The sequence below is a fragment of the Sphingomonas oryzagri genome (genome assembly GCF_029906645.1).
GTDB lineage: Bacteria > Pseudomonadota > Alphaproteobacteria > Sphingomonadales > Sphingomonadaceae > Solisphingomonas > Solisphingomonas oryzagri.
Genome location: NZ_JARYGZ010000005.1, coordinates 70,972 through 96,170 on the forward strand (window position 1 = coordinate 70,972; position 25,199 = coordinate 96,170).

Consider the following 25,199-nt stretch of genomic DNA (forward strand, 5'->3'; position numbering starts at 1 on the left):
GGACCCTCCGGCCGCTGACCATGCGAGACCACCGGGGCAAGCTCCGCCCCGGTGGTCTTTCTCTTTTCGGGCATTATTGCGCAGCCGAAGCCTGGGGCTGCGCGCCCGTTGAAAAGGCCACTGTGACCGACTGCACGGAAGAGACGGGCGCGCCGCCCTTGTCGGTCGCTGCGGCGACTTTCCATTGCGCCTCAATCTGCTGGCACGCGACCGCATCAAGTGCGGACGCCTTTTCGGACGGATCGCGATTACATGCCTTGATGGCGCCTTTCTCGTCGACCTGGACGCCGAGTTTGACCTTCGCAGATTTCTCCATGCCGGCAGGAAGCTGATTTACGCTGACATCAAGATCACTGTCGGAAGGTGGCGGAAAGCGTTTCCGCAACCGTTGGATATCCGCCATGTTGGAACCCTGCGTCCATGCTACCGAACTTCGAAAGACGCCGAACACGGGGTGCCCGTCGACATCCAGAGCGGGCCTGAATTTCGCCCGCTTCATCACCAGCGCGCAAGTCAGATCGCGGAGGTCGTCAAATCCGCCCGGACTGATGATCTCGCATTTTTCGTTCTTGCCTGTCGGCGCAACGGTCAACGCGAACGAATAATATCCCCATTCGCCTTTGCTGAGGGCCAGCGGTGGATAGTCATCGGGCGTGATCCAGTCACCGGGATATCCCGCAAGCTGAAGAGGGACGGCGGCGCTTGCCGCTGCGGCAAAAAGCAAAATCATTTCAGGTGCCCTCTTTTGACTGCGGTCAATGCCCGCCTTCGTCCACGATGCCGCCCGCGCCCGTCGCCTTGCCGGCCTCCTTGTAGACCATGCCGCCCTTCATCACGAATTGCACCCGCGTCAGCTCGGTTACGTCCTTGAGCGGATCGCCCGTCACCGCGACGATGTCGGCGAAGCGGCCGGGCTGGGCGGAGCCGATGTCCTTGGCATCGCCGATCAGGTCGGCGGCGTTGCGGGTGGCGGCGAGGATCGCGTCCATCGGCGTCATGCCGGCCCCCACCATCAGCGCGAACTCGCCGGCATTCTGGCCGTGCGGCACCAGCCCCTGATCGGTCCCGAAGGCGATCTTCACGCCAGCCCGATAGGCGGCGCCGAGATTTTCGCGGATGTGCGGCGCCACCTCCAGCGCCTTGGCGGCCGAGGAGGGCGGCAGTTGCTCGGGATGCGTCTTCGCGATCTCGTACACCTTCTGCGCGATGAGCATGGTGGGAACGAGATAGGTGCCGTGCGCCTTGAACAGCGGATAGCTTTCCGGCCCGGCGTAGCTGCCATGCTCGACGCTGTCGACGCCGAGCGAAATGGCATGGTCGATCGCCTCGCGCCCGTGGATATGCGCCGCCACCTTCATGCCGAGCGCGTGCGCGGTATCGACCACGGCCTTGATCTCGGCATCGCTCATCAACTGGAGCGAAGGATCGTCGTTGACCGAGAGCACGCCGCCCGAAGGCATGATCTTGATGAGGTCCACCCCCTCGCGGCGATGCTGGCGGACGGCGCGGATGGCGCTGTCCACGCCGTCGATGATCGCCTCGTTCCAGTTGGGGTTTTCAAGCGCGGGGTCGAGGCCCGAATGGCTGTCGCTGTGGCCGCCCGTCGGGCCGAGCGGCGCGCCCGCCACCCACATGCGCGGGCCGGCGATGGTGCCGTCCGCGATCGCCTTCTTCATGGCGACGACGATGCCGGTGGTGGCGCCGACATCGCGCACGCTGGTAAAGCCCGCCTCCAGCGTGGCGCGGGCATAAGCGGGCGTCTTGTAGACGCCGTCATAGTCCGTCTCGGTGACCATCTCGCGGATCGGGTCGCCGCCGTCGAACTGGCCGGTGATATGGACGTGGCAATCGATCAGGCCGGGCAGCACGGTGGCGTTCGACAGGTCGATCACGCTCGCGCCGGCCGGCTGGGTGAAGCCCGGCGTCACCGAGACGATGCGGTCGTCGTGGACGAGGATGGTGACCTGCGATTTCGGCGCGCCGCCGGTGCCGTCGATCAGATGTCCCGCATGGATCGCGACGTCCGCCGCCTGAGATGCCGTCGCCAGCCCGAAGGCGAGCGCAAGGCCCGCCACCCCATTCGATATCCGCATTGTCGTGTCCCCTGTTGATGCGGGGGAGACTAGACCGCTTCGGATACGAAACAAGCCCGGCTCATTCCCGCTCCAGCAGCTCGTTGCGGATGCGGATGGCGCGGCTGGCGAGGCGGACTTCCAGCAGGAACAGCCCCAGCGCCGCGATCAGTAGCAGCATGGCGATGATGAACAGGCTCGCCACCGTGCGCGCGAAGCGGGTGTCGAGCAGGCCCGCCACAAACAGCATCACCACCAGCAGGCACACCGCGATCGCGCTGGCGGTGGCGAGCGCGATCGCGGCGTTGATGATCCGCATCCGCCGGTCGAGCAGGCGCAGTTCCGGCACCGAGAGCGCGCGGGGCAGGGTGCCGAACTGCTCCTCGATCCAGCGCGCCCGGTCCACCACGCGGGCGAGCCGGGTCGCGAACAGGTTGATCAGCAGCACCAGCGCCGAGAGCAGGAAGGCCGGCGCCACCGCCAGCGAGATGGCATGGCCGATCGTCTCGGGGGCGGTGGGCTGCAGCAGGGTCAGTCTTTCTCGGGCTAGTCTTTTTCGGGGAGCGGCACGTTGAACCCGTTCAACGTCATCGAGACGAGCGCGTAAAGCCCCACCAGATAGATCAGCTCGTTGGCGCCGTGCTGGCCGAAGGTGGAGACGGCGATGCGGTACACCGGCTCCGGCAGCACGCCGCCGTTGACCAGCGCGAAGGCGACGTCGTAGCCGATGCCCTGTTCCCGGCTCAGCCCGTCCGGGCGCGAGCCGGAGACGAGCGTCGCCAGCGTCGCGTCGTCGATCTTGTCGACCTCGGCCACCGCGATATGGGCGTAGATCTCGTAGGCCGCATCGAAATGCGCGCCGGTGACGAGGATGGCGATCTGCCGCACGTCGTCGGGGAGCGTCGCCTCCATGGTCATCGCCTTGGTCAGCTCCCAGATCGCGCCGCCGATGCGCGGCTCGTGCAGCCAGGGATTCCACGGCCCCATCAGCGCACCCGCTTCCGTGGTGCCCTCGGGGGCGACGGTGATGAAGGCGTTGAAGTCGGACGAGATGCCCTTCTTCATGTCGGCGTAGAGCGGCTTCTGCTCCTCGGTCAGGTCGGCGGGCGCAATGAGGGGGAGGCGCATGGGTACATCCTTCGCTTGAGGTTACTCCCGTCCTCTCCGTCTGGACCTTGCGCCCGCCGTTCAGGCGGTACGCCCTGTATTCTCAGCTCTCCAACGTCGCGTCGAGTGTGATCTCGGCATTGAGCAGCTTGGAGATCGGGCAACCGGCCTTGGCGCCCGTCGCGATCTGGTCGAACTCGCTCTGCGAGATGCCGGGGATGCGCGCGGTCAGCGTGAGGGCCGATTTCGTCACCTTGAAGCCGTCGCCATCCTTGTCCAGCGTCACCGCCGCCTTGGTGTCGAGCGTGCCGTCGCTGTGGCCGGCGGCGGCCAGCGCGAAGCTCAGCGCCATCGTGAAGCAGGAGGCGTGGGCGGCCGCCACCAGCTCCTCCGGATTGGTGCCCGGCTCGTTCTCGAAGCGGGTGTTGAAGTCGTAGCGGGCGTCGGCGAGCACGCCGGACTGCGTGGAGACGCGGCCCTTGCCGGCTTTGCCGAGGCCTTCATAATGGGCGGAACCGGTGCGGATCATGGCAGTCTCCCGTGTGATGGTCAGGCCCCAACGCCCGAAGCGCGGGACGGTTCGATGCGCCCGTCCCGCGATCCGGTGCGTTGATCCTGCCACGACACTAGCGACAGGAGAAGGCACCGCGATGACGGATGCGAAACCCCCGGCCCACGAAGGCCACGCCAGGACGCACAAGACCGAGGATGACGCCCGGAAGAAGGCGCGTCCGCTCAACGCCGTCGGCCAGCCCGAGCCGGAAACCGACGCGCCGGTGCCCACGCACCCGCATCCCGAGCGCCCGCTTGGGCAACGGCAGGACGGGGCGGGCGCCGGCCCCCGCCGGGAGGACCGCCACGATGCCGTCCCCGCCGGATCGACCCATGCCGCCCGGAAAGGCGGCGATCAGGGCGCGCCCGAGGAGCCGGATGCGGCGCACCGCGGCCAGCCCGCCTTGTTCCGCACCGGCGAGGCGAGCGGATCGGGCGCCAGCGCCGGCGGCACCCGCCACGGCGCGCCTGAGGAACCGGCGACCGACAGCGCAGGCGGCGCGGGACGGGAAGGGCGGCGATCCTGACGCCTCTCCGCCGGATCCGATTGCCTTGAACCGATCTGGCGATTGTGCAGTGCGCAATCGTATAACATCAATGCACATTTGAAATGCTGCGGCGCAATATTAGCTTCGGGGTCACTGAATTGACCCCGGAGACACTCCATGCGCAACGCTCTCACTGCCGCCCTGCTCGCCACCGCCACCGTCGTCGCCACCCCGGCGCTCGCCGCCCCGCACAGCTTCGATGTCGACGGCCAGCACTACACCTATGTCGCCCATCGCGATGCCAAGGGCGACGTGACGCTGCGCGGCCAGGCCGGCGGCGACGATTTCAACCTGCGCGTCCATGGCGATCGCGTGAACGGCGTGGTCGGCGTTTCGCAGGTCTCGTTCCAGATCCCGGCGCACACCGTCGAGCAGCTGGCCGACGAGGTCCCCGCCGACGCCGCGGCGGCCCCGGCGACGCTCGCCGCCAACTGATTTCCGCTCGCCCTCACGGGCGGAGCCTGTACCCGCGTAACGCCCCGCGTCGGCCTGTTCGACGCGGGGTTTTTCGCATCCGCAGCGTGGTTTGTTCGCGGGTGCGGCATGGCGGCGGATTGGCTCAGCGCAGCGCCGCCGTGCGGACCCGGCCGAACAGATGACGTTCCAGCACCGCGAGCTGCGTGCGGTTGTGCCGCTCGACCGGCGAGAGCGGACCCTGCCGCGCCGCGTTCGCCGCATCGAGCCGCGCCTGCCACTTCGCATGTTCGGGATGGCCGTCGGTCGCCTCCTCGGTGCGAGTCTGGAGGCAGGGGCGTTCGGGCGTGGGGATGAATGGAGGCATATCCGGGGCCTTTCGGGCAGGTGAAATTGACAAGTTTGACAGCCTTCGCCGCTCAATCCGCTCGTTTCGTCGCGCTGCCCGGCGGGGACGATGCGGTGGACGGCGCGATCGCGTCGAGCAGTTCGGATATGCTCGGCTCGGCACCTTCCACGATCTCCGTGTACCAGCCGCGTTGATCGGAGAGCGGCGCATAGCCGGACGGGTTGCGGACGCGCAGCAGCTGCATCAGCAGCCGGTCGTTATAGCGCCGCCGCGTGCCGACCAGCTCGCCCCGCCAGAAGACCGGCTCCTCCACCCCCTCGATCGCGCGCTCATAGGCGACGTTGGCGAGGATGTCGGTGGCGGCCGACAGCGCGCGATCCCAGGCCGCGAGGAAGATTTCGTCCTCATAGGTGGAGCGCAGCGCGTAGAAGGATTGCCGCGACGCCCCGACCTGCCGTGCCGCCTCGCTGACCGATCCCGTCGCGGCGAGCACCTCGATGAAGCGCCGCTTGCGCGCGGGCGTGATCGCGTCGTGGCGGGGTGCGCGGCCGGTGATGGAAGCGCCGGAAGGATGAGGCGGGGCCGATTCGGCCGTGTCGTCTCCGTCGGTCGCGCCGAGCCGCGCGAGGGCTTCGGCGGGGACCAACGGACGAGGCTCGGGCTGCGCAAGGCGGACAGGACGGCGACGGGGCATGGGATGGCTCCTTTGTGCAACGGAGCTAACCCATATGGCACTATTTTGGTGTGTAGGAAAACGGTTTTATGCGACGAGCCCTCAAGCGAGATGTGTCAAACTCCCGGTGGAAACTTCGTATGCAGAAGGTGGATGACTGCTGTTGCGTTAGTTTTGTTCGTCTTGCTATGAATGTCTAACACTGACTGTGGGAGGGGGCTTTGTCAGAATCGGAGGAAGGCAAGCCTAAGACAGTGAAGGCGCCTAAAAAGGCTCCTGATCAAAAGGTCGTTTCTGAAGCTGATAAGGCTCCTAGAAAAAGCGTTCGTCCCTTTCCCGCTCATGCATTTTCAGAGGCATTTGAATTTGCTCAGGCTATTCAAGATGCATCGGGCAATCAGCCAATCCGGCGGATAACGCTATTCGACCAACTGAAGCGATCGCCAGAAAGCAGCGCCAGCCGCACGCTGATAACCAGCGCTGGGAAATATGGCTTGGTCAAGGGATCTTATAAGAGTGAGAGTCTGGAGTTAACCGATCGAGGTGATAGGGCTACGAATCCGGATCAACCTGCGGCTGTAAAAGCGAAGGCTAGATTTGAGTGTGCGATAGATCAGGTATCTATTTTTAAATCTCTTTACGAGCGTTATATCAATCAACGGCTTCCATCTACTGCTGTTTTGCTCGACGCGTCAAAAGAGCTTGGTGCGCCGGCTGATGGCGCGCAAGAATGTATTGATACATTTATCTCCAATCTCAAGAATGTTGGCGTGCTAAAGACGCTCTCTGGCGCCGAGAGGGTCGTTCCGCTTGAGCATGCGCTTGAGCAAATGCCACAAACCCGGATCGAGGGTTTAAACCCACTTCCCCGCCATAATTCATTATTGACCGAAGAAGCTGCAAATTTCGAAAAGACCTGCTTCGTTGTTTCGCCCATCGGTGATCCAGGTAGTGAGTTTCGACGGCACGCTGATATGATTTTGAGTTCTTTTATTGAACCGGCGCTTCAGGATTTTGGATTGAAGGTTGTAAGGGCGGATCAAATTGCTGAATCAGGAATAATTACTAAGCAAATTGCTCAATATGTCTGGAATAGTAGACTTGTTATCGCCGATCTGTCATTTCACAATCCAAATGTTTTTTATGAGCTGGCGCTTAGGCACGCTGCCAACAAGCCGGTCATTCAGTTAATACGGTTGGCAGATAAAATACCATTTGACCTCCAGCAAAGCCGAACAATTGTTATAGACACGACAGACCATTATACCTTGGTTCCAAAAATAGATACGTACAGGGCGGAAATATCGACCCACGCACGGAGAGCGTTAGAGGATGGCGCAACGACAGATAACCCTCTGACGGTCTTCCTTCCTGAATTGTTTATGGGTCGTAGCTAAAGTCGATCAAGCTTATAAGGATCGTTATGGCGCACACAGGGCTATCGGTTGTTGAGGCAAGGTGGTGGGATGAAGGAAATCATTCAGTTAGAGGGCTATTTGAAACGGTAACTGCGATTGTCTGTGAGAATCCATATGGATTTCGATATGACATGTTTTCCAATCGGAGCGCCTTAGAGTGTGTTCTATCCGATATAGCTCAAGATGAAAAATATCATTCGATATATATAGCATCTCATGGAAGCGAGGGTGCCTTGCATGGCCTTGGGAATGAAGAGATCACTCGAGCCGCTTTTCGAAATAGTTTTCGCAACGCGAACGGTAATTTCACGGTTACAGGACTTTATTTTGGAAGCTGTTATGTTTGTAATCGCGTGAACGCTGAGTTCTTCTTGGATGCGGCGACTGGTTGCAACATAAATTGGATGGCGGGTTATTCAAAGAGCGTCGATTGGGTCGATTCATCGAGTATAGATATGATTTTCTGGTCAAAGCTCTTGACAGAAAGGCAAGTTAATTCCCGGCGTCGCCGAGGGAAAAAGAACGATCTCGAAATCGCCCTTCATGCTGCAGGAGAGGTCCGATCGCTTATGCCGACGATCTTCGATCAGTTGGGATTCAATATGTATTATCGAGACGGAGGCGGCGTATTCCGTCAAGTCTGGTAATCACTCCGCCGCCGCCTTCACCCGCTTAGCTGCCACCTTCCGCTTCCCCGCCGCCTTCACCGGCGCCGCGCTCACCACGCTCGCGCCCTCCAGCAGCGGCTTGAGATACCGCCCCGTATAGCTGCGCTCCACCTGCACCACCTCTTCCGGCGTCCCAACCGCGACGATCTCGCCGCCCTTGTCGCCGCCTTCGGGGCCGAGGTCGATGATCCAGTCGGCGGTCTTGATCACCTCCAGATTGTGCTCGATCACCACCACCGTATTGCCCTGCTCGACCAGCGCATGCAGCACCTCGAGCAGCTTGCGGACATCCTCGAAATGCAGGCCGGTGGTCGGCTCGTCGAGGATGTAGAGCGTGTTGCCGGTGGCGCGACGCGATAGCTCCTTGGCGAGCTTCACGCGCTGCGCCTCGCCGCCGGACAGCGTCGTCGCCTGCTGGCCGACCTTGACGTAGCCGAGGCCGACCTCGACCAACATCGCCATCTTGTCGCGGATGCCGGGCACCGCCTTGAAGAATTCGACCGCATCCTCGCAGGTCATGTCCAGCACGTCGGCGATCGACTTGCCCTTGAAGGTCACCTCCAGCGTCTCGCGGTTGTAGCGCTTGCCGTGGCACACGTCGCAGGTGACGTAGACGTCGGGCAGGAAGTGCATCTCGATCTTGATCAGGCCGTCGCCGCTGCACGCCTCGCAGCGGCCGCCCTTGACGTTGAAGCTGAAGCGGCCGGGCTTGTAGCCGCGCGCCTGGCTTTCCGGCAGGCCGGCGAACCAGTCGCGGATCTGGGTGAAGGCGCCGGTGTAGGTCGCCGGATTGGAGCGCGGAGTGCGGCCGATCGGCGACTGATCGATGTCGATCACCTTGTCGAGCGCGGCGAGGCCCTCGATCTTCTCGTGATGGCCGGCCTGCACGCGCGCGCCGTTGAGCGTGCGCGCGGCCGAGGCGAACAGCGTGTCGATGGTGAAGGTCGACTTGCCCGATCCCGAGACGCCGGTGATGCAGGTGAAGGTGCCGAGCGGGATCGAGGCGGTGACGTCCTTGAGGTTGTTGGCGCGCGCGCCCTTCACGGTGAGCTTGCGGCCCGATCCGGCGCGGCGGTGCGCGGGGAGGGGGACGGCCCGCCTGCCGGAGAGATAGTCGCCGGTGACGCTGCCTTCGGTGGCGAGGATGTCGGCGAGCGTGCCTTCCGCCACCACCTGCCCGCCATGCACGCCCGCGCCCGGCCCCATGTCGACGACATGATCGGCGGTGCGGATCGCGTCCTCGTCATGCTCGACGACGATCACGGTGTTGCCGAGATCGCGCAGGCGGCGAAGGGTGACGAGCAGCCGGTCGTTGTCGCGCTGGTGGAGGCCGATCGACGGTTCGTCCAGCACGTAGAGCACGCCGGAGAGGCCCGAGCCGATCTGCGACGCGAGGCGGATGCGCTGGCTCTCGCCGCCCGACAGCGTGCCCGACGTGCGATCGAGGTTGAGGTAATCGAGGCCGACATTGTCGAGGAAGCCCAGCCGCTCGACGATCTCCTTGAGGATGCGCTCGGCGATCTGGTTCTGCTGATCGTTGAGGTGCTGCGGCATCTCGCGGAAGAATTTGAGCGCGGGGCCGACGGCGCGGCGGGTGGACATCGAGATGTCCTCACCGGCGATCTTCACGGCGCGCGCCTCGGGCTTCAGGCGGGCGCCCTCGCACACCTCGCAGGGGCGGGCGGACTGGTATTTGGCCAGCTCCTCGCGCATCCAGGCGCTCTCGGTCTGCAGCATCCGGCGTTCGAGATTGCCGATCACGCCCTCGAACGGCTTCTTGACCTCGTAGCTCTTGCGCCCGTCCATGAAGCGCAGCGTGACGGCGCGGCCGCGCGTGCCGTGCAGGATGGTGTCGCGATCCTCCTCGCTGAGCTGGTTCCAGGGCGTCGTCAGCTCGAAATCATATTCGCGCGCGAGGCTGGAGAGCACCTGCATGTAATAGGGGCTGGGCGGGTTGGACTTCGCCCACGGCACCACGGCGCCCTGCTTGATCGAGAGATTCTCGTTGGGGACGACCAGCTCCGGGTTGAAATACAGCTTCTCGCCGAGCCCGTCGCAGGCCGGGCAGGCGCCCTGCGGCGCGTTGAAGGAGAAGAGGCGCGGCTCGATCTCGGCGATGGTGAAGCCGGATACGGGGCAGGCGAATTTTTCCGAGAAGGTGATGCGGTCCGAGATGCCCTCCGGCAACTGGAGCGCCTTTATGCCCCCCGTTCGCACTGAGCCTGTCGAAGTGCGTGCCTCTGGCGCATCGCCTGCGTCACGTCCTTCGACAGGCTCAGGACGAACGGTGTCCGGGTTTCCGAGGATGTCGACATAAGCCAGCCCCTCGGCCAGCTTGAGCGCGGTCTCGAAGCTCTGCGCCAGCCGCGTCTCGATGTCGTCGCGGCGGACGAGGCGGTCCACCACGATGTCGATGTCGTGCTTGTACTTCTTGTCGAGGGCAGGGGCCTCCTCGATCTCGTAGACCGTGCCGTCGATGCGGACGCGCTGGAAGCCCTCCTTCTGCCACAGCGCCAGCTCCTTCTTATACTCCCCCTTGCGGCCGCGCACCACCGGGGCGAGCAGCAGGAAGCGCGTGCCCTCGGGCAGCGCCATCACGCGATCGACCATCTGGCTGACCGTCTGCGCGCTGATCGGCAGGCCGGTGGTGGGCGAATAGGGGATGCCGACGCGCGCCCACAGCAGGCGCATGTAATCGTAGATCTCGGTGACGGTGGCGACGGTGGAGCGCGGGTTGCGGCTGGTCGTCTTCTGCTCGATCGAGATGGCGGGCGAGAGGCCCTCGATATGATCGACGTCGGGCTTCTGCATCAGTTCGAGGAACTGGCGCGCATAGGCCGACAGCGACTCCACGTAGCGCCGCTGCCCCTCGGCATAGATGGTGTCGAAGGCGAGGCTGGATTTCCCCGAACCGGACAGCCCCGTGATCACGATCAGCTTGTCGCGCGGGAGATCGACATCGACCCCCTTGAGATTGTGCTCGCGGGCGCCACGGACGGAAATGTGAGTCAGCATGAGGCTGTTTGTTCCAGATTTGTTCGGGTGGGGCAAGGCCGATGGGGATATGGGCGAGCGGCGCGGAGAGTCCAAGGGGCGTCTTGTCCGGCCGGGTGCGCATCCCCACCTGCGCGGCGCGGCGGCGGGGGCCTTCCCCGACACGCCGACACGAAGGGAATCTCCGAACATGGCCAGTCTTTATGCCGTCACCGTGCCCGTCTTCGCGAACATGCTGGGCAATCTCGACCATCTGCTCGGCAAGGCGGCGGCGAGCGGGATCGACGAGAAGGCGCTGATCGAGGGCCGGCTGGCCGAGGATATGCTGCCGCTCACCAAGCAGGTGCAGATCGCCTGCGACACCGCCAAGTTCGCCACCAAGCGCATCGCCGATGTGGACGCGCCGTCGATGGCCGATGACGAGACGACGATCGCCCAGCTGCGCGAGCGGATCGCCAAGACGGTGGCCTATCTGAATTCGGTCGATGCCGCCGCCTTTGAGGGCCGCGAAGAGGCCACCGTCATCCTGAAGGTGCGCGACAAGGACATGCCGTTCACCGCGCTGACCTACGCGACCAACTTCGCGCTGCCCAATTTCTATTTCCACGTCGCCACCGCCTACGCGATCCTGCGCATGAAGGGCGTCGCGATCGGCAAGATGGACTATCTCGCCGGGGCCAAGGCGCCGGCCTGACGCGCGAACCGGTAGGACGGGCGGACCGGCCGCGTCAGGCGGTCCGCCCGTCGAAATCGGCGCGGTGGCCCTCGATCTGGTCGAGGTGCGCGCCCGCCCACTGGCCGAGCGCGTGCACCGGCTCGGACATCGATCGGCCGAGGTCGGTCAGCGCATATTCCACCTGCGGCGGCAGCGTCGGATAGACGGTGCGGCTGACCATCCCATCGCGCTCCAGCGCGCGCAGCGTGCGGGTCAGCATCTGCTGACTGATGCCGCCGATCGTGCGCTTGATGTCGTTGAAACGGCGCGGGCGATCGCGCAGCACCATCACGATCATCACCGTCCACTTGTCCCCGACCAGCGAGAGTACGGTGCTCAGCTTGCGGCACTGGTCGCTGATCTGGTGCGGCGGCGGGGGCGGGGCAGGCATATCCATGTGACCTGGTCCTAAAAATATGCGTTCTTGGCGGGTCGTAGGCCGTCACATAACTAGTCCTGGTCAATTTTCCAGACCGGAGGCGTAGCGTGAAACTCTTGCATCTCGATTCCAGCATCCTCGGCGACAATTCGGCGAGCCGCACCATCTCCGCCGCGATCGTCGAGCGGCTGACGACGGCCGATCCGGCGATCGAGGTCGAGTATCGCGATCTCGTCGCCGATCCGGTGGACCACCTGACCATCGGCAGCTTCATGGCGCTGGCCGAGGGGGAGGAGCTGAAGCAGTTCCTCGAAGCCGACATCGTCGTGATCGGCGCCGGCTTCTACAATTTCACCATCCCGAGCCAGCTCAAGGCGTGGATCGATCGCATCACGGTGAAGGGCCACACATTCAGCTACAACGAGAACGGCCCGGTCGGCCTCGCCACCGGGAAGCGGGTGATCGTCGCGCTGGCGCGGGGCGGGGTCTACAATGCCGGCAGCCCGCGCGCCGGCTTCGAACATGCCGAGACCCTGCTGCGCGGCGTGTTCGGGCTGATCGGCTGCGAGGTGGAGGTGATCGTCGCCGAGGGCATCGCGATGGGCGACGAGGCCCGCCGCGTCGCCGTCGAGGGCGCGCTGGACCAGGCGAAGCGGATCGCGCCGGAGGCGGTCGGCGAGGCGGCCTGATCGGCGGTTGATGTCGGAGGGGCGCTCATGCCGGATGCGTGGGCGCCCGCTCCCTTTTCTCGGCTTCGGAGCAGCTTTCTGCCTCTGCCGTTGCCGTAATGGAGGCATCTCCGCTTAGAACAGAGGGTTGTTCTCCCTAGCCTCCCGTCCTTCGCGGCAGGGGGTGTCGGGTGGGCAACAGGCTGTATTACGGCGACAATCTGGACGTTCTTCGCGAGCATGTCCGCGATGAGAGCGTCGATCTCGTCTATCTGGACCCGCCGTTCAATTCGAATACGGGCTACAATCTGCTGTTCGCTTCGGCGGCATCCAGCCGCGTGGAAGCCAGCATCGAGGCGTTCGACGACACCTGGACGTGGAGCGAGGCCTCCCGGAACGCGATGCTGGACATCGACGGCGGCTCCAACCGGACGCTGCAGGTGATGATGCGCGCCATGCACGACGCGCTCGGCGACAGTCCGCTGATGGCCTATCTGGCGATGATGGCGGTGCGGCTGGTCGAGCTGCACCGCGTGTTGAAGGGGACGGGGTCGCTTTATCTCCACTGCGATCCGACGGCGAGCCACTACCTCAAGCTGGTGCTGGATGCAGTGTTCGGGGCGGAGAATTATCAGGCGGAAATTATCTGGCGACGGACAAACTCTCGAAGCACTTCGGGTAAGTGGCCGCGCCTCCACGACACGATCTTCCACTATTCCAGAACATCAGCGGCAATATTTCACGCGCAAACGACATTGGGTGAAGTCGCGAAAGTCCCGCATACGTTGATAACCGGCGCCGATGGGCGAAAATATAATACTTTTGAGCTGACAGGAGCAGGGCGGACAAAGGAAGGCGAGAGTGGTAAGCCGTGGCGAAATTTCGACCCGGATCGGATGGGCCGGCATTGGGGGTACAGCCACACCCAACTCGATGAATGGGCCGCTGGCGGGCTAATACACTTCCCGGCCAAAAATGGATTTCCTCGTCGCCGTGCCGAGGAACCCTTTGATCCCAATAATCGACTTATAACTGTCGGGGATGTTTGGTCTGACATTGACCGGCTCAATCAAACGGCGAAGGAACGCCTCGGCTACCCGACCCAGAAGCCCCGCGCCCTTCTCGAACGGATCATCGCGGCCTCTTCCAATCCCGGCGACGTGGTGCTCGATCCCTTCTGCGGGTGCGGGACGGCGGTGGATGCGGCGCAGAAGCTCGGGCGGCAGTGGATCGGGATCGACGTCACCCACATCGCGATTGGGATGATCGAGAACCGGATGCGCGAGGGGCATGACGGCATCGTGTTCGACACGATCGGCGTGCCGAAGGATCTTGCTTCCGCCGAGCGGCTCGCCGCCGACGATCCGCACCAGTTCCAGCAATGGGTCAGCTGGCAGGTCGGCGGTTATCCGCGCGACAAGAAGGGCGGCGACAAGGGGGTGGACGGCTGGTTCAACTATCTGGCGCAAGGTTCGAAGATCGAGACCGGGGTGATCTCGGTGAAGGCCGGCGACAGCGTCAATCCCACGATGGTGCGCGATCTCGGCCGGGTGATGCAGCGCGACCGGCATCGCTTCGGCCTGTTCATCATGAAGGCGCTCCCCACGCGCGGGATGCGCGAGGAGGCGGCGTCGCATCCCACGATCGAGACCGAGTTCGGCCGCTTCCCGGCGCTCCAGATCGTCACGCTGGCGGAACTGATGCACGGCCACCGGCCGAAGCTGCCGCCGCTGATCAGTCCGGTGAAGAAGGCGGCGCGGGTGGAGACGCGCAAATCGCACCAGCCCGGCGCGCAGGGCAGCCTGCTCTGAATGTCCGTGACCCCGAAACAGGCCCTGATCGTACCCGAGACCATTCCCGAGTTGCGCCCGGCGCCAAGATAGGCGACGGTTTCGCGACCATGGACGACGCACGATCCGACATCCGCTCCGCGCTCGGCCGCAATCTCACCCACGGCATGCTCGATGCGCTTGGCCGCGCGATCGTGACCGGGGGATATGGCGGCAAGGTCTTCCCCACCGAGGCGGACCTCGCCAAGCAATATGCCGTCAGCCGATCGGTCACGCGCGAGGCGGTGAAGATGCTCACCGCCAAGGGGCTGCTTTCCGCGCGGCCCCGGCAGGGCACGATCGTGCAGCCGGAGGGCAGCTGGAACCTGTTCGATTCCGACGTGCTGCGCTGGCTGCTGGAGCGGAAATTCTCGATCGGCCTGCTGCGCCAGTTCAGCGAGCTGCGCGTCTCGATCGAGCCGGCGGCGGCCGAACTCGCGGCGCGCACCGCCACGCCCGAGCGGCTGGCGCTGATCGACGCCGGCTATCGGCGGATGGTGGCGGCGGAGGCCGGCAAGGACGATACGCTGGATGCCGACATCGCCTTCCACGTCGCGGTGCTGGAGGCGTCTGGCAATCCTTTCTACGCGCAGTTCCGCGATGTGGTGGAGACGGCGCTGCGCACCTCGATCCGCTTCACCAACCGCTTCAAGGGCCGCACCGCCAGCCTGCCGGCGCACAAGGCGGTGAAGGATGCGATCGAGGCGCGCGACCCGGCCGCCGCGCACGCCGCGATGACGCAGATCATCGGGGAGGTGCTGGTGCTGATCGGCGAGGCCGGGCAGCAGGGCGGGACGGAGGGGTAGTCTCGGTTGCCCGTCGTTGCGAGCGTAGCGAAGCAATACAGAGCCGCGAGCGCTGCGCATCTGGATTGCTTCGTCGCCGTGCTCCTCGCAATGACGAAGAGGGGAAGCGGAATTACTCCCCGCTCGTCATCTTCTTGATGAGATCGACCTCGGCCTGCCGATACGGCGTGCCGTCGGTATACAGCACGTCGTGGAACCACACGGTCGGCTCGCGCTGGACGTAGGGCACCTGCCAGCTGTCCCACGGCAGGTTGGTCTGCTCCTTGCCCTGCACGAAGCCCCAGTTGATCATGCCGACATGGTGCGCCTTGCCGATCGGCAGCGATCCGTCGAAGGTCGATCCCGCGCCGCGCGCCATGAACTCGGTGCAGATGATCGGGCGGCCATAGCCTTCCAGCATGGCGATGCGCTTCTCCATCTGCTCGGGCCAGCCGTAATCGTGGAAGGTGATCACGTCGGACTGGCCGAGCTGCACGTCTTCCATCGCGCTGTGCCTGTCGCCCGGCGCCCATTCCATGTGCTGCCACACGCCGCTGGTGAGCGGCTGCGTCGGATTGGCACTGCGCGCCCATTCGAAGACGTGGGGGAGCAGCGCGGTGACCAGCGCGGCCTTGTTGGCGGGCTGGCCCTTATACTGGTCCGCGCCATTGTCCGGCTCGTTCCAGACGTCCCAGCCGAGGATGCGGTCGTCCTTGGCGAAGGCGCCGACGATGCCCTTCACGTAAGCCTCGAGACGCGGATACTGCTTCGGGTCCTCCAGCGCGGCGATGCCGGGCGACTGGACCCAGCCCGAATTGTGGACGCCGGGGATCGGCGGATGCTGCGGGCCGAGCTTCGGGTTGGGATCCCAGCAGCTGTCGAACAGCACGAACAGCGGCTTGATGCCGTGCTTGTGCGCGATCGTCAGGAAAGTGTCGATGCGCTTGGCGAAGCCCTTGGGATCCTGTTGCCAGAGCTGATCGTGGAGGAACACGCGCATCGTGTTCATGCCCATCTTCTGCGCCCAGCCCAGTTCCAGATCGATGCGGGCGGGATCGAACGTGTCGGCCTGCCACATCTCGAACTGGTTGATCGCGTTGGCGGGCAGGTAGTTCGAGCCGACCAGCCATTTCTGCTGGCCGTACCAGGCCTTCGCCTGCGCGGGCGTCCAGCGGTCGCGCGCGTGCGCCGGGGCCGCCAGCAGCGCGGTGCCGGCGAGGAGGGCGAGGATCGCCGATTTCATGGTGGTCACTCCCTGATGTGGTGCGTCAGCGCGCCGAGAAGCGGAAGACGATATGGTTTTCGTAAGTCTGGCCCGGATCGAGGCGGACGGAGCCGAACGCCGGGTGGTTGGGCGTATCGGGGAACATCTGCGGTTCCAGCACGATCGCGTCGCCCTCGCGATAGATGTGGCCGGATTTGCCGGCGATCGTGCCGTCGAGGAAGTTGCCCGAATAGAATTGCAGGCCCGGCTGGTCGGAGAGGACCTCCATCACGCGGCCGGTGATCGGATCCTCGACGCGGGCCATCAGCTGCATGGCCTTGGGCTTGGCCTTGGTGATCACCCAATTGTGATCGTAGCCGCGCCCGAAGCGGAGCTGCTCGTCCCTGCCGTCCCGCACGCGCAGGCCGATCGCGGTGGGGGTGCGGAAGTCGAACGGCGTGCCGGCGACGGGGCGCATCTCGCCGGTCGGGATCGCGGTGGCGTCGGTGGGGGTGTAGGCGGCGGCCGGGATCATCATCTTCAGCCCCATTGCACCCGCGACCGAACCCTCGCCATCGAGGTTCCAGTAGGTGTGGTTGGAGAGGTTGACGACGGTCGGCTTGTCGGTGGTGGCGCCGTAATCGACCGCGAGGTTGCCCGCATCGTCGAGGCTGTAGGTGGCCGTGGCGGTGAGCGTACCGGGATAGCCCTGGTCGCCGTCGGGGCTGACGTAGCGCAAAGTCACGCTGGGCTTGGCCCCGCCTGTCGCCGAGACGACGGTCCACACCACCTTGTCGAAGCCCTTGGTGCCGCCGTGCAGCGCGTTGGGGCCGTCGTTGACCGGGGTCTGGTACTCCTTGCCGTCGAGCGTGAAGCGGCCCTTGGCGATGCGGTTGGCGACGCGGCCCACCGTGGCGCCGAAATAATTGGGCTTGGCGATGTAGCCGGCGAGATCGTCATAGCCGAGCACCACGTCGCCGGGCTTGCCGGTGCGATCGGGCGTGACCACCGACTGCACGCTGGCGCCGAGCGTGAGGATGGTCGCCTTCATGCCCTTGGTGTTGGCGAGGGTGATCGCCTCGACGGCGGTGCCGTCGGGCATCTGGCCGAAGGGCTTGCGCTGGATGGTGCCGGCAAAGGCTGGGGTCGCCAGAATGGCGGTGAGGGCGATGGTGATGCCCGTCTTCGCGATCATGTCGCTTGTGTCTCCTCTCCTGATGACCCGCTTGTGGGCCGGGCAGGGGAGGATGTCCAGAATTATATGATAAATGAATATTGCTGGAGGGGATCAGGCGGGCTGGCCGATGATCCGCGCCTCGCGCACGTAGGTGAAGGCGCCCGCGCCGGACCAGCCGCGCCCGTCCGGATAGCGCAGCTCGACGCCGGCCAGATCGCGCTCGTCGGCCAGCCGCATGTTGACCCCGGCCACCGTGTTGCCGCCGAACTTCGCCACCGCGCTTTCGGTCAGCACGAAGTGGGTGGTGGTCCCGCAGGTCGGGCAGAAGCGGATCTCGGCGCCGGGATCCTTCTTGTCGGCGCGGCTGTAGCCGATCGTTGTGCCCGATACGCGGATCTCGGCCGGATCGTAATAGGCCCACACTGCGCCCGACTTGCTGCAGAGCGTGCAGTTGCACTCGTTGAGATAGTCGGGCTTTTTCGCGGTCTCGACGCGGGCTTGGCCGCACAGGCAGGTCAGGGTCATGAGCGCCTCATAGCAAAATCGGCGCGTGGCCGATACCGGCGCTCAGCCCTTCACCCGCACCAGCATCGCGCCATGAGCGGGGACGGTCCAGGCGCGCCGCGCGGCATTGTCCGGTACGCCGGCCCAGACGTCGGTGAGCGTACCGATCCGCCTCAGCCCGGCATCCTCCGCCTCGAAGCGGATCTCGCGCGGGGTCGTGCCGCGATTGAACAGGGCGACCGCCACCGATCCGTCGGCGAGCGGCTTCGCCCAGATCTCGGCATCGCCATCCTTGCGGATGCGGCGGCCCTGTGCGCCCTTTACATCCTGATCGATCGCGATCACGCCCCGGTTCTCCAGCAGCGCGATGGTGGCGGGCGACATGGTGCGCAGGTCGTTGCCCAGCATCAGCGGCGCCGCCTGCATCGCCCAGAGCGTCATGTGGGTGCGATATTCGTCCTCGCTCATGCCCCCGTTGCCGACCTCCAGCATGTCGGGATCGTTCCAGCCGCCGGGGCCGGCATTGGCGGGGTCGCCATCCTTGTCGAAGCCGATCGCAGCCATCGAGGCATAAGTGTCCTCGATGTCGCCGGTGGTGCGCCACAGATGCCCGCCGACGTCGCGGCCCCATGTGCCGACCCGGTCGCGCCCATATTGGCAGAGGCTGTAGACGATCGGCCGCCCGGTCGCGCGCAGCGCCTGCCCCATCTGCTGATAGGCGAGCTTCACTTGCGCCGCCGTGCGATAGATGCCTTCGCCCGAGCAGAGATCGTATTTCAGATAGTCGAAGCCCCATGCCGCATAGGTCTTCGCATCCTGCGCGACATGGCCGTAGCTGCCGGTAAAGCCCGCGCAGGTCTTGGGGCCGGGCGAGCTGTAGATGCCGATCTTCAGGCGCCTGGCGTGGACGTAGTCGGCCAGTGCCTTCATGTCGGGGAAGCGGGCATTGGGGCGGATCGCGCCGTCCGGTCCGCGCGTGCCCTGCCAGCCGTCGTCGATATTGACGTAAGTGTAGCCCGCATCGCGCAGGCCCGAGCTGACGAGATGGTCGGCGATCTGGCGGACCGTCCTGTCGTCGATCGCGGCAGCGAAGCGGTTCCAGCTCGACCAGCCCATCGGCGGCGTCGCGGTGAGGCCGTCGGGCTTGAGCGTCTGCGGCGCGGGCAGGGGCGCGACCGGGAAGGCGAGGCGCTGCGCATCGGCCGGGGTGCCGCGCCGCGCCGTCTCGTCGACATGGCGCTCCCAGATGTCGCCGGTGACGTGGAGGCCGCCGCCGGATAGCGTCGCGGTCCACGTCTTCGCGGGCAGGCGGGGGTTGCCGTTGTCGATCTGGAAGCTCGCCTTGCCGCCGGTCACGTCCAGCGCGCGCATCGGCACGTCGCCATACCAGTCGGTCGTCAGGCTGCCGGTCCAGCCGTCCGCTCCCTTGGTCAGCCGCATCATGCGCAGGCCGGGAAATTCGTCCGACTTGGGGAACAGCCAGACGCCGCCTGGCGAGGCGGGTGCCGCCGCGACGGCGAGTAGCGCGACGAGGCTCAGCAGGCGTTTCATGCGGCCTTTCCGATCAGAGGGAGCATCGCGGGCGCGAGGCCATCGGCGGAGGCGGCGAAGCGGATCGGTCCGCCCGCATCGCCCGCCTGCACGATCGCGGCGCACAGGCCGTTGAAGGCGGAGCGTTCGCTGGCATGGTCCGGCTCGAGCGAGCGCGGGTCGCCATTGCCGACGCCGAGCAGTTTCGCGTCGCCGGTCAGCGTGAAGTGCAGCTTGTTCGATGCGGTCGGCACCTCACGGCCCTTCGCGTCGAGGATGGCGGCGCGGATCACCGCGACCTCGCCCGGCCTCAACGTCCGGCGATCGCTGGAGAGGCCGATGCGGGCCGGTGCGCCGGTCGTCTCGCGCACGGCGGTGAGGATGCGCTTGCCGCCCCGGAAGCCATGCACCTCGATCCGCCCCGGTGCGTAGGCGACCGGCCATTCGAGATGCCTGTTGCGCTCCACCGCCTTGCGGCCGAGGCTGCGGCCGTTGAGGAACAGCTCCACCGCCTCGCAATTGCTGTGCACCCAGACGGGCACGTCCCGCCCCTCGCGCCCCAGCCAGTTCCAGTGCGGCAGCAGGTGGAGCACCGGCTCCGTCCCCCACCAGGCGCGATAGTAATAGGCGTCGTCCTTGGGGAAGCCGCAGCTGTCGAGGATACCGAAGTTCGACGCGTTTTCCGGCCAGCGCTCGAACGGCGTCGGTTCGCCGCGATAGTCGAAGCCGGTCCACACGAAGCCGCCCGACAGGAAGGGTCGCGCGTCGTAGAAGGTCCACCAGCGCTCGGCGGTGCTCGCCCATTTTGGGAAGTCGGTGTCGTAGGCGGGGACGATGCCGGCCTTGTCGTCGCGGACATATTCGCCGCGCGTCATCACCGTGCTCGCCGTCTCGGTGCCGATCATCGGCTTGTCGGGGTGGGCGGCGTGGAAGGCGTCGATCTCGTCGAGATAGTAATTGCAGCCCTGCACATCGAGTACGCGGCTCGCGCCCTGCCCGAACTTGCCGTTGAAGGCCTCGGTGACGGGGCGGGTGCCGTCCAGTTCGTACACGCGGCGCTTCATCGTCTCGGCGATGCGCGCGCCGGTCTCGGTGCCGCGATGGATCTCCTCGTTGCCGATGCTCCACAGGATGATGCTGGGATGATTGCGCCCCTGCCGCACCATGCGGGCGAGCTGGCTCATCCCTTCGGCGTCGCTCGACATCTGGCGGGTCTCGTCCATGACGAGGATGCCCATCCGGTCGCACGCGTCGAGGATCGCGGTGTTGGCCGGGTGGTGGGTGGAGCGGTAGGCGTTGCTGCCCAGCGCCTTCAACTGCTCCAGCCGCCAGACGTGCAGGCTGTCGGGCACCGCGAAGCCGACGCCGGCATGGTCCTGATGGTTGCAGGTGCCCTTGACCTTGATGGGCACGCCGTTGAGGAAGAAGCCCTTGTCGGCATCGAAGCGGATCGTGCGGATGCCGAAGCGGCTTTCGTCGCGATCGACCGGATGGCCGTCGATCAGGATCTCGCTCGCCAGCGTGTAGAGCTGCGGCGTCTCCAGCGACCAGAGCGCCGCCTGCGCGAGTGCCGTCTCCTGCGGCACGGAGAGGCTGCCCCAGGCGGGCAGCGCCAGCGGTTCGGAGGTGAGTGTCGCCGCCACCCGCCCGTCCGGCGCGGTGATGGTCGAGCGCAGGCGCGCGGTGGCGGCGGGGCCGTCATTGTCGATCTCGGTGGCGATGCGGAGGATCGCGCCGTCGCCGCGCACCTCGGGCCGCACCGCGGCACCCCATTGGCGGATGTGGGCGGGCGCGGTCTTCACGAGGCGGACGTGGCGGTAGATTCCGGCGCCCTCGTAGGACCATGCCTCCCCCAGGCTCACGTCGCAGCGGACGACGAGGATGTTGGGTTGGCCGGGCTTGGCGAAATCGGTGATGTCGATGCGGAAGGGGGCGTAGCCGCTCTCGTTCGATCCGACGACGAAGCCGTTGAGGATGACGAGGCAATCGCGCGAGACGCCGTCGAATTCCAGCGACAGGCGGCTGCCGGCATCCTCCGCCGCGATCGGGATGGTGCGCCGGTACCAGCCGACGCTGCTCGCGGGCCACATCCGGCCGAGCGGCTTGAAGCCCTGATAGGCGCCGGTGCGGTCCTCCGCCGATCCGGGCGGGCCGAAGGGGGTGAAGGGCAGGTTGACCGCCCAGTCGTGCGGCAGGTCGACCGCCTGCCAGCCGCTGTCATCGAACTTGGCCTCGGCGACGGGCGTGCCGACGTCGCCGGACTTGCCGTAGGTGTCGGGCGAGGCGCCGAAGCCGAAATCCTGCTTGGGGTCGGAAGCGTGGCCGAGATGGAAGCGCCAGCCGCGATCGAGCGGCACGATCTGACGGGGCGAGGGCGGAGAGGTCGTAGCCTCCGCCATGTGGGGCAGGCCGAAGGCGGCAAGCCCGCCCGCCACGCCGGCACTCTTGAGGAGATCGCGGCGGGCGAGACGGGGCATGACGCTACCTCGAGGTAAAAAGGGGCGCAGTCTTCAAGACGCGGACGCTACGTACACGGGATGCCGGCCGCCCGACAGGAAGGGGATGGGCGGCCGGCGGGGGTGGATCAGAAGGCGACGCTGGCGCCGAAGAAGATCTCGCGGCCCATCACGTCGTAGACGCCGGCATAGGTGTTGCCGTTGCCGAACGTGGTGAGGATGTTCGACGAGATCGCCGGCGGATCCTTGTCGGCGATGTTGTTCACGCCGGCCCGCAGGGTCAGCTGCTTGTTGATCGCGATGGTGCCCGACAGATCGAAGTAATTGTAGGTCGGGATCTTGCCGTTGATGACGCTGCTCTCGCCGGTGTCGGACAGCTTCACCTTGTTGATGAAGCGCCAGGACAGCGACAGCGTCGCATCGTTCGGCGCCGTCCAGGTCAGGCGGGCGACATGGCGCCAGGCCGGGTTCGGCTCGCCGCACGAATAGCCGAAGGTGCCCTTGCACTCGTAGGCGGCGAAGCCCGGCTGCGGCTGACGCTCCGAATGGAGCAGCCAGGTGCCGACCAGATTGGCGTCGATCTTGCCGAACTTGCCGATATCGAAGCCATAATCGACGTTGAAGTCGATGCCCGACGTCATCAGGTAGCCGGTGTTGAGCGTGGTGGCGATGACGTAGCCGTCGTTCACCGTGCTGCCGAACAGCGCACCCGTCGCCGGGTTGCGGTGGAACAGCGCGCAATAATAGCTGTCGCCGGAGATGCACTGGCTGACGATCAGCGAGGGATCGAGCGAGCTGATATAGTCCTTCACCTTGATGTGGTAATAATCGGCGGAGAAGGTGAAGCCGCGCAGCTGGCGCGGGGTCAGCACCAGGCCGACCGTATAGGTGTCGGCCTTTTCCGGCTTCAGATTGGGGTTGCCGCCGTAAAGCTCGCTGCAGACGTCGGCCGGGCACTGGATGATGTGGCCGTACTGCGCGGAGCTGACGCCCGAGGCCGCGCAGGCGGTTTCCGAAGCCAGCGGCGTCGAACCCGCGCACGGATCGTCCAGCGTCACGTTGCCGACGCCGCCGGGGCCGAACAGCTCGCTGATGTTCGGCGCGCGGATCGCGCGGTTGTAGCTGGCGCGCAGGCGGACGTCGGTGGTCGGCGCCCAGTTCAGCTCGGCCTTGTAGGTCCAGACATTGTAGTTCGAGCTGGTGTCGGTCGAGCTCTGCGAGTTGTGGTAGGACGAATAGCGCACGCCGCCATCGAGCGTCAGCGTGTGGAAGAAGGGCAGGTTCTGCAGGATCGGAACCTCGATCTCGCCGAAGCCCTCGTTGACGGTGACGCGGCCGTCGGTCGGCGTCGCTCCACCTTCCTGTGCCACCGCATCGGCGAAGTAGTTCAGCGATTCATGGCGATGTTCGGCGCCGAACGCGATGTTGACGCCGCGGGTCGCCCACGGGCTGGTCAGCCCGAAGGTGCCGAGATCGCCGTTGATGGTGGCGGTGATGTCGGTCAGCGTGTCGCGTTCGCCGGTGTTGCTGGGCGAGAACAGATATTGCGCCTGATCCGACGAGATGCCGTTCGCCTGGAAGATGTTGATCGGCACGCAGTTCGGGTCCGTGCCGTCGATCACCGACTGGCAGGTCGCCACGCCGTTGACGTTGACGACGTCGATCGCGCGCTGGGCTTTGATCGTGTCGACGTTGTTCAGATAGGTCTCGTCCCACTTCACCAGTGAGTGGAGATAGTTCACGTCGTAGCTGAAGCCGTGGCCGATATCGCCGCGCACGCCCGCCGTGTAGCGGAAGTCGTTGTGGCGCAGGTCGTCCCGGCGCGAGAAGTCGCTGTTGAGGCGATAGCCGATCAGCGTCGGGATCGAGGTGCTGGTGCCGGCCGCCGATCCGCACAAGGCGGTCGCCTGCTGGCTGCTCATCAGCGGATTGTCGCAGTTGATCGAGAAGTTGCTGCCGAGGAACAGCGCCGATGCCGCGACCTGCGAGAAGGTGTGGTCGCGCATGAACATGAAGCTGCCGTAGAATTCGGCGGCCGGGCTGACCTTGAACTTGGCGAAGGCGCCGGCGGTGTAGCGCTGGTCGGAACGCTGCAGATAGTTGGCCGGCGCATAATTGTACGCGTAGCTGGTGTCGTAGGGCACCCAGGTCTTGGAGCCGTCCTTCGAATTGGTCAGGTAGCCAAGGCCCGCGCTTGGCCCGGCTTCGGGCGCGAAGGTGCCGTAGGTCGAGGTGCTGGACCCGCCGCAATAGAGGCCGGCGCCGTTCACACTATCGGTGTCGAGCTGGTTGAGAGCGCAGTTGGAAACGTCGCGGGTCGATTCGAGCACCGGAGAGGTGTGGCGATAGCCGCCATAGATGGTGATGTTGCCGCGACCGTCCGCGAAATTCTTGCCGTAGGCGGCGTTGACGTCCTGCTTGGCGCCGTCGATCACGGTCGATGGTGCATTGGTGTAGCCCTGGGTGGTGTTGAGCCCGCGCACATAATCATTGCCGTTGTCGTGCTGGGCGAAGCCGGTCTGCGCGTCCATGCGGAAACCGTCGAGATGGTCCCGGATCACGAAGTTGACGACGCCGGCCACGGCGTCCGAACCGTAGACCGCCGATGCGCCACCGCTGACCACATCGATGCGCTCGACCAGGGACGTGGGCACGAAGTTGATGTCGATCGCCTGCGACGACATCATGCGCTGGCCGTTGATCAGCGTGAGGACGCGCGTCGGGCCGAGATTGCGCAGGTTGATCTGCGCGGTGCCGTTCGATCCGTTGGACATGTTCTCGTTGGCGTCCGCGGTGAACTGCGGCATCCGGTTGAGAACGTCCTCGACGTTGACGGCGCCCTGATACTTGATCTCGGCGCTGCCGATGGTGGTGAGCGGGCTGTTGCTCTCCAGATCCGGCCGCTTGATGCGCGTGCCGGTGACGACGATCTCGCCGGCATTGTCGCTGCCCGCCGACGGATCGACCGCGCCCGGCGTGGAGGCGACCTGCGCGTGGGCCGAGGAGGCCATGAACGCCGCCACGAGCGCGCTGATCGCGGCGGAACGATGCTTCGATACCCTTGTCACGTCTCAAACCCCCGGTGGTTCTTGTTGCTGTGAGGGTGAGTGCAACATGATCGTAATTGTCTGTCAAATATTTTATACGATATCCGGTA

General features: G+C 65.2%; 22 protein-coding genes. 7 read left to right on the forward strand and 15 right to left on the reverse strand.

Going from position 1 to position 25,199, the window contains the following annotated elements; translation table 11 throughout:
• Nucleotides 1–73: 73 nt before the first annotated feature.
• The 5 genes from QGN17_RS19640 to QGN17_RS19660 all read right to left on the reverse strand — a co-directional run bounded on the left by QGN17_RS19640 (nt 74) and on the right by QGN17_RS19660 (nt 3,708).
• Nucleotides 74–730 (reverse strand): energy transducer TonB, encoded by a 657-nt coding sequence (locus tag QGN17_RS19640; protein ID WP_281046299.1) that lies wholly within the window; start codon nt 728–730, stop codon nt 74–76.
• A 25-nt stretch (nt 731–755) separates the two neighbouring features.
• A complete protein-coding gene (locus tag QGN17_RS19645; RefSeq protein WP_281046300.1) occupies nt 756–2,093 on the reverse strand; it encodes a metal-dependent hydrolase family protein in 1,338 nt (445 codons plus the stop codon).
• Between the two features lie 61 nt (nt 2,094–2,154).
• Nucleotides 2,155–2,550: a DUF2721 domain-containing protein gene (locus QGN17_RS19650; RefSeq protein ID WP_281046301.1), complete on the reverse strand. Its 396-nt coding sequence runs from the start codon at nt 2,548–2,550 to the stop codon at nt 2,155–2,157.
• Between the two features lie 68 nt (nt 2,551–2,618).
• On the reverse strand, nt 2,619–3,200 hold the full coding sequence (locus QGN17_RS19655) for a carboxymuconolactone decarboxylase family protein (protein WP_281046302.1): 582 nt from the start codon (nt 3,198–3,200) through the stop codon (nt 2,619–2,621).
• Between the two features lie 82 nt (nt 3,201–3,282).
• Complete coding sequence (locus QGN17_RS19660; RefSeq protein ID WP_281046303.1) at nt 3,283–3,708, reverse strand: OsmC family protein; 426 nt, start codon at nt 3,706–3,708, stop codon at nt 3,283–3,285.
• 121 nt (nt 3,709–3,829) lie between these two features.
• Between QGN17_RS19660 and QGN17_RS19665 the strand changes: the two genes are divergently transcribed.
• Both QGN17_RS19665 and QGN17_RS19670 read left to right on the forward strand, forming a co-directional pair.
• On the forward strand, nt 3,830–4,258 hold the full coding sequence (locus QGN17_RS19665; RefSeq protein WP_281046304.1) for a hypothetical protein: 429 nt from the start codon (nt 3,830–3,832) through the stop codon (nt 4,256–4,258).
• A gap of 138 nt (nt 4,259–4,396) precedes the next feature.
• Entirely contained in the window at nt 4,397–4,714 is a 318-nt protein-coding gene (locus QGN17_RS19670) for a hypothetical protein (RefSeq protein ID WP_281046305.1), read from the forward strand.
• Between the two features lie 124 nt (nt 4,715–4,838).
• On the opposite strand, the gene QGN17_RS19675 is transcribed toward QGN17_RS19670, so the two are convergent.
• Nucleotides 4,839–5,060 carry a hypothetical protein gene (locus tag QGN17_RS19675; RefSeq protein WP_281046306.1) on the reverse strand — a complete coding sequence of 74 codons (222 nt, stop codon included), beginning with the start codon at nt 5,058–5,060 and terminating at the stop codon, nt 4,839–4,841.
• A gap of 52 nt (nt 5,061–5,112) precedes the next feature.
• Entirely contained in the window at nt 5,113–5,736 is a 624-nt protein-coding gene (locus QGN17_RS19680; protein ID WP_281046307.1) for a hypothetical protein, read from the reverse strand.
• A gap of 200 nt (nt 5,737–5,936) precedes the next feature.
• On the opposite strand from QGN17_RS19680, the gene QGN17_RS19685 reads away from it, so the two are divergent.
• Nucleotides 5,937–7,112 (forward strand): hypothetical protein, encoded by a 1,176-nt coding sequence (locus QGN17_RS19685; protein ID WP_281046308.1) that lies wholly within the window; start codon nt 5,937–5,939, stop codon nt 7,110–7,112.
• 668 nt (nt 7,113–7,780) lie between these two features.
• On the opposite strand, the gene uvrA is transcribed toward QGN17_RS19685, so the two are convergent.
• Entirely contained in the window at nt 7,781–10,816 is a 3,036-nt protein-coding gene (uvrA, locus tag QGN17_RS19690; RefSeq protein WP_281046309.1) for an excinuclease ABC subunit UvrA, read from the reverse strand.
• A gap of 169 nt (nt 10,817–10,985) precedes the next feature.
• On the opposite strand from uvrA, the gene QGN17_RS19695 reads away from it, so the two are divergent.
• Nucleotides 10,986–11,489, forward strand: a complete 504-nt coding sequence (locus QGN17_RS19695) for a DUF1993 domain-containing protein (protein ID WP_281046310.1) — start codon at nt 10,986–10,988, stop codon at nt 11,487–11,489.
• A 34-nt stretch (nt 11,490–11,523) separates the two neighbouring features.
• Here the strand turns inward: QGN17_RS19695 and QGN17_RS19700 are convergent, their stop codons facing one another.
• Complete coding sequence (locus QGN17_RS19700; protein WP_281046311.1) at nt 11,524–11,907, reverse strand: winged helix-turn-helix transcriptional regulator; 384 nt, start codon at nt 11,905–11,907, stop codon at nt 11,524–11,526.
• 89 nt (nt 11,908–11,996) lie between these two features.
• Between QGN17_RS19700 and QGN17_RS19705 the strand changes: the two genes are divergently transcribed.
• From QGN17_RS19705 to QGN17_RS19715, 3 genes are all read left to right on the forward strand, one after another.
• Nucleotides 11,997–12,578, forward strand: coding sequence for an FMN-dependent NADH-azoreductase (locus tag QGN17_RS19705; protein ID WP_281046312.1), 582 nt, complete (start codon nt 11,997–11,999; stop codon nt 12,576–12,578).
• Between the two features lie 170 nt (nt 12,579–12,748).
• The gene (locus tag QGN17_RS19710; protein WP_281046313.1) at nt 12,749–14,368 is read left to right on the forward strand and encodes a DNA methyltransferase; all 1,620 of its coding nucleotides are present in this window, start codon (nt 12,749–12,751) and stop codon (nt 14,366–14,368) included.
• 89 nt (nt 14,369–14,457) lie between these two features.
• Nucleotides 14,458–15,192: a FadR/GntR family transcriptional regulator gene (locus tag QGN17_RS19715; RefSeq protein WP_281046314.1), complete on the forward strand. Its 735-nt coding sequence runs from the start codon at nt 14,458–14,460 to the stop codon at nt 15,190–15,192.
• 112 nt (nt 15,193–15,304) lie between these two features.
• Here the strand turns inward: QGN17_RS19715 and QGN17_RS19720 are convergent, their stop codons facing one another.
• The 6 genes from QGN17_RS19720 to QGN17_RS19745 all read right to left on the reverse strand — a co-directional run bounded on the left by QGN17_RS19720 (nt 15,305) and on the right by QGN17_RS19745 (nt 25,110).
• Nucleotides 15,305–16,414 carry a cellulase family glycosylhydrolase gene (locus QGN17_RS19720; RefSeq protein WP_281046315.1) on the reverse strand — a complete coding sequence of 370 codons (1,110 nt, stop codon included), beginning with the start codon at nt 16,412–16,414 and terminating at the stop codon, nt 15,305–15,307.
• Nucleotides 16,415–16,439: 25 nt separating this feature from the next.
• Nucleotides 16,440–17,570: an aldose epimerase family protein gene (locus QGN17_RS19725; protein WP_281046316.1), complete on the reverse strand. Its 1,131-nt coding sequence runs from the start codon at nt 17,568–17,570 to the stop codon at nt 16,440–16,442.
• Between the two features lie 93 nt (nt 17,571–17,663).
• A complete protein-coding gene (locus QGN17_RS19730; protein ID WP_281046317.1) occupies nt 17,664–18,077 on the reverse strand; it encodes a GFA family protein in 414 nt (137 codons plus the stop codon).
• Between the two features lie 42 nt (nt 18,078–18,119).
• On the reverse strand, nt 18,120–19,607 hold the full coding sequence (locus QGN17_RS19735) for a glycoside hydrolase family 27 protein (RefSeq protein ID WP_281046318.1): 1,488 nt from the start codon (nt 19,605–19,607) through the stop codon (nt 18,120–18,122).
• Nucleotides 19,604–22,063 (reverse strand): beta-galactosidase GalA, encoded by a 2,460-nt coding sequence (gene galA, locus QGN17_RS19740; protein ID WP_281046319.1) that lies wholly within the window; start codon nt 22,061–22,063, stop codon nt 19,604–19,606. Before galA ends, QGN17_RS19735 begins: the two co-directional genes overlap by 4 nt.
• Nucleotides 22,064–22,170: 107 nt before the next feature.
• Entirely contained in the window at nt 22,171–25,110 is a 2,940-nt protein-coding gene (locus tag QGN17_RS19745) for a TonB-dependent receptor (protein ID WP_281046320.1), read from the reverse strand.
• Between the last annotated feature and the right edge of the window lie 89 nt (nt 25,111–25,199).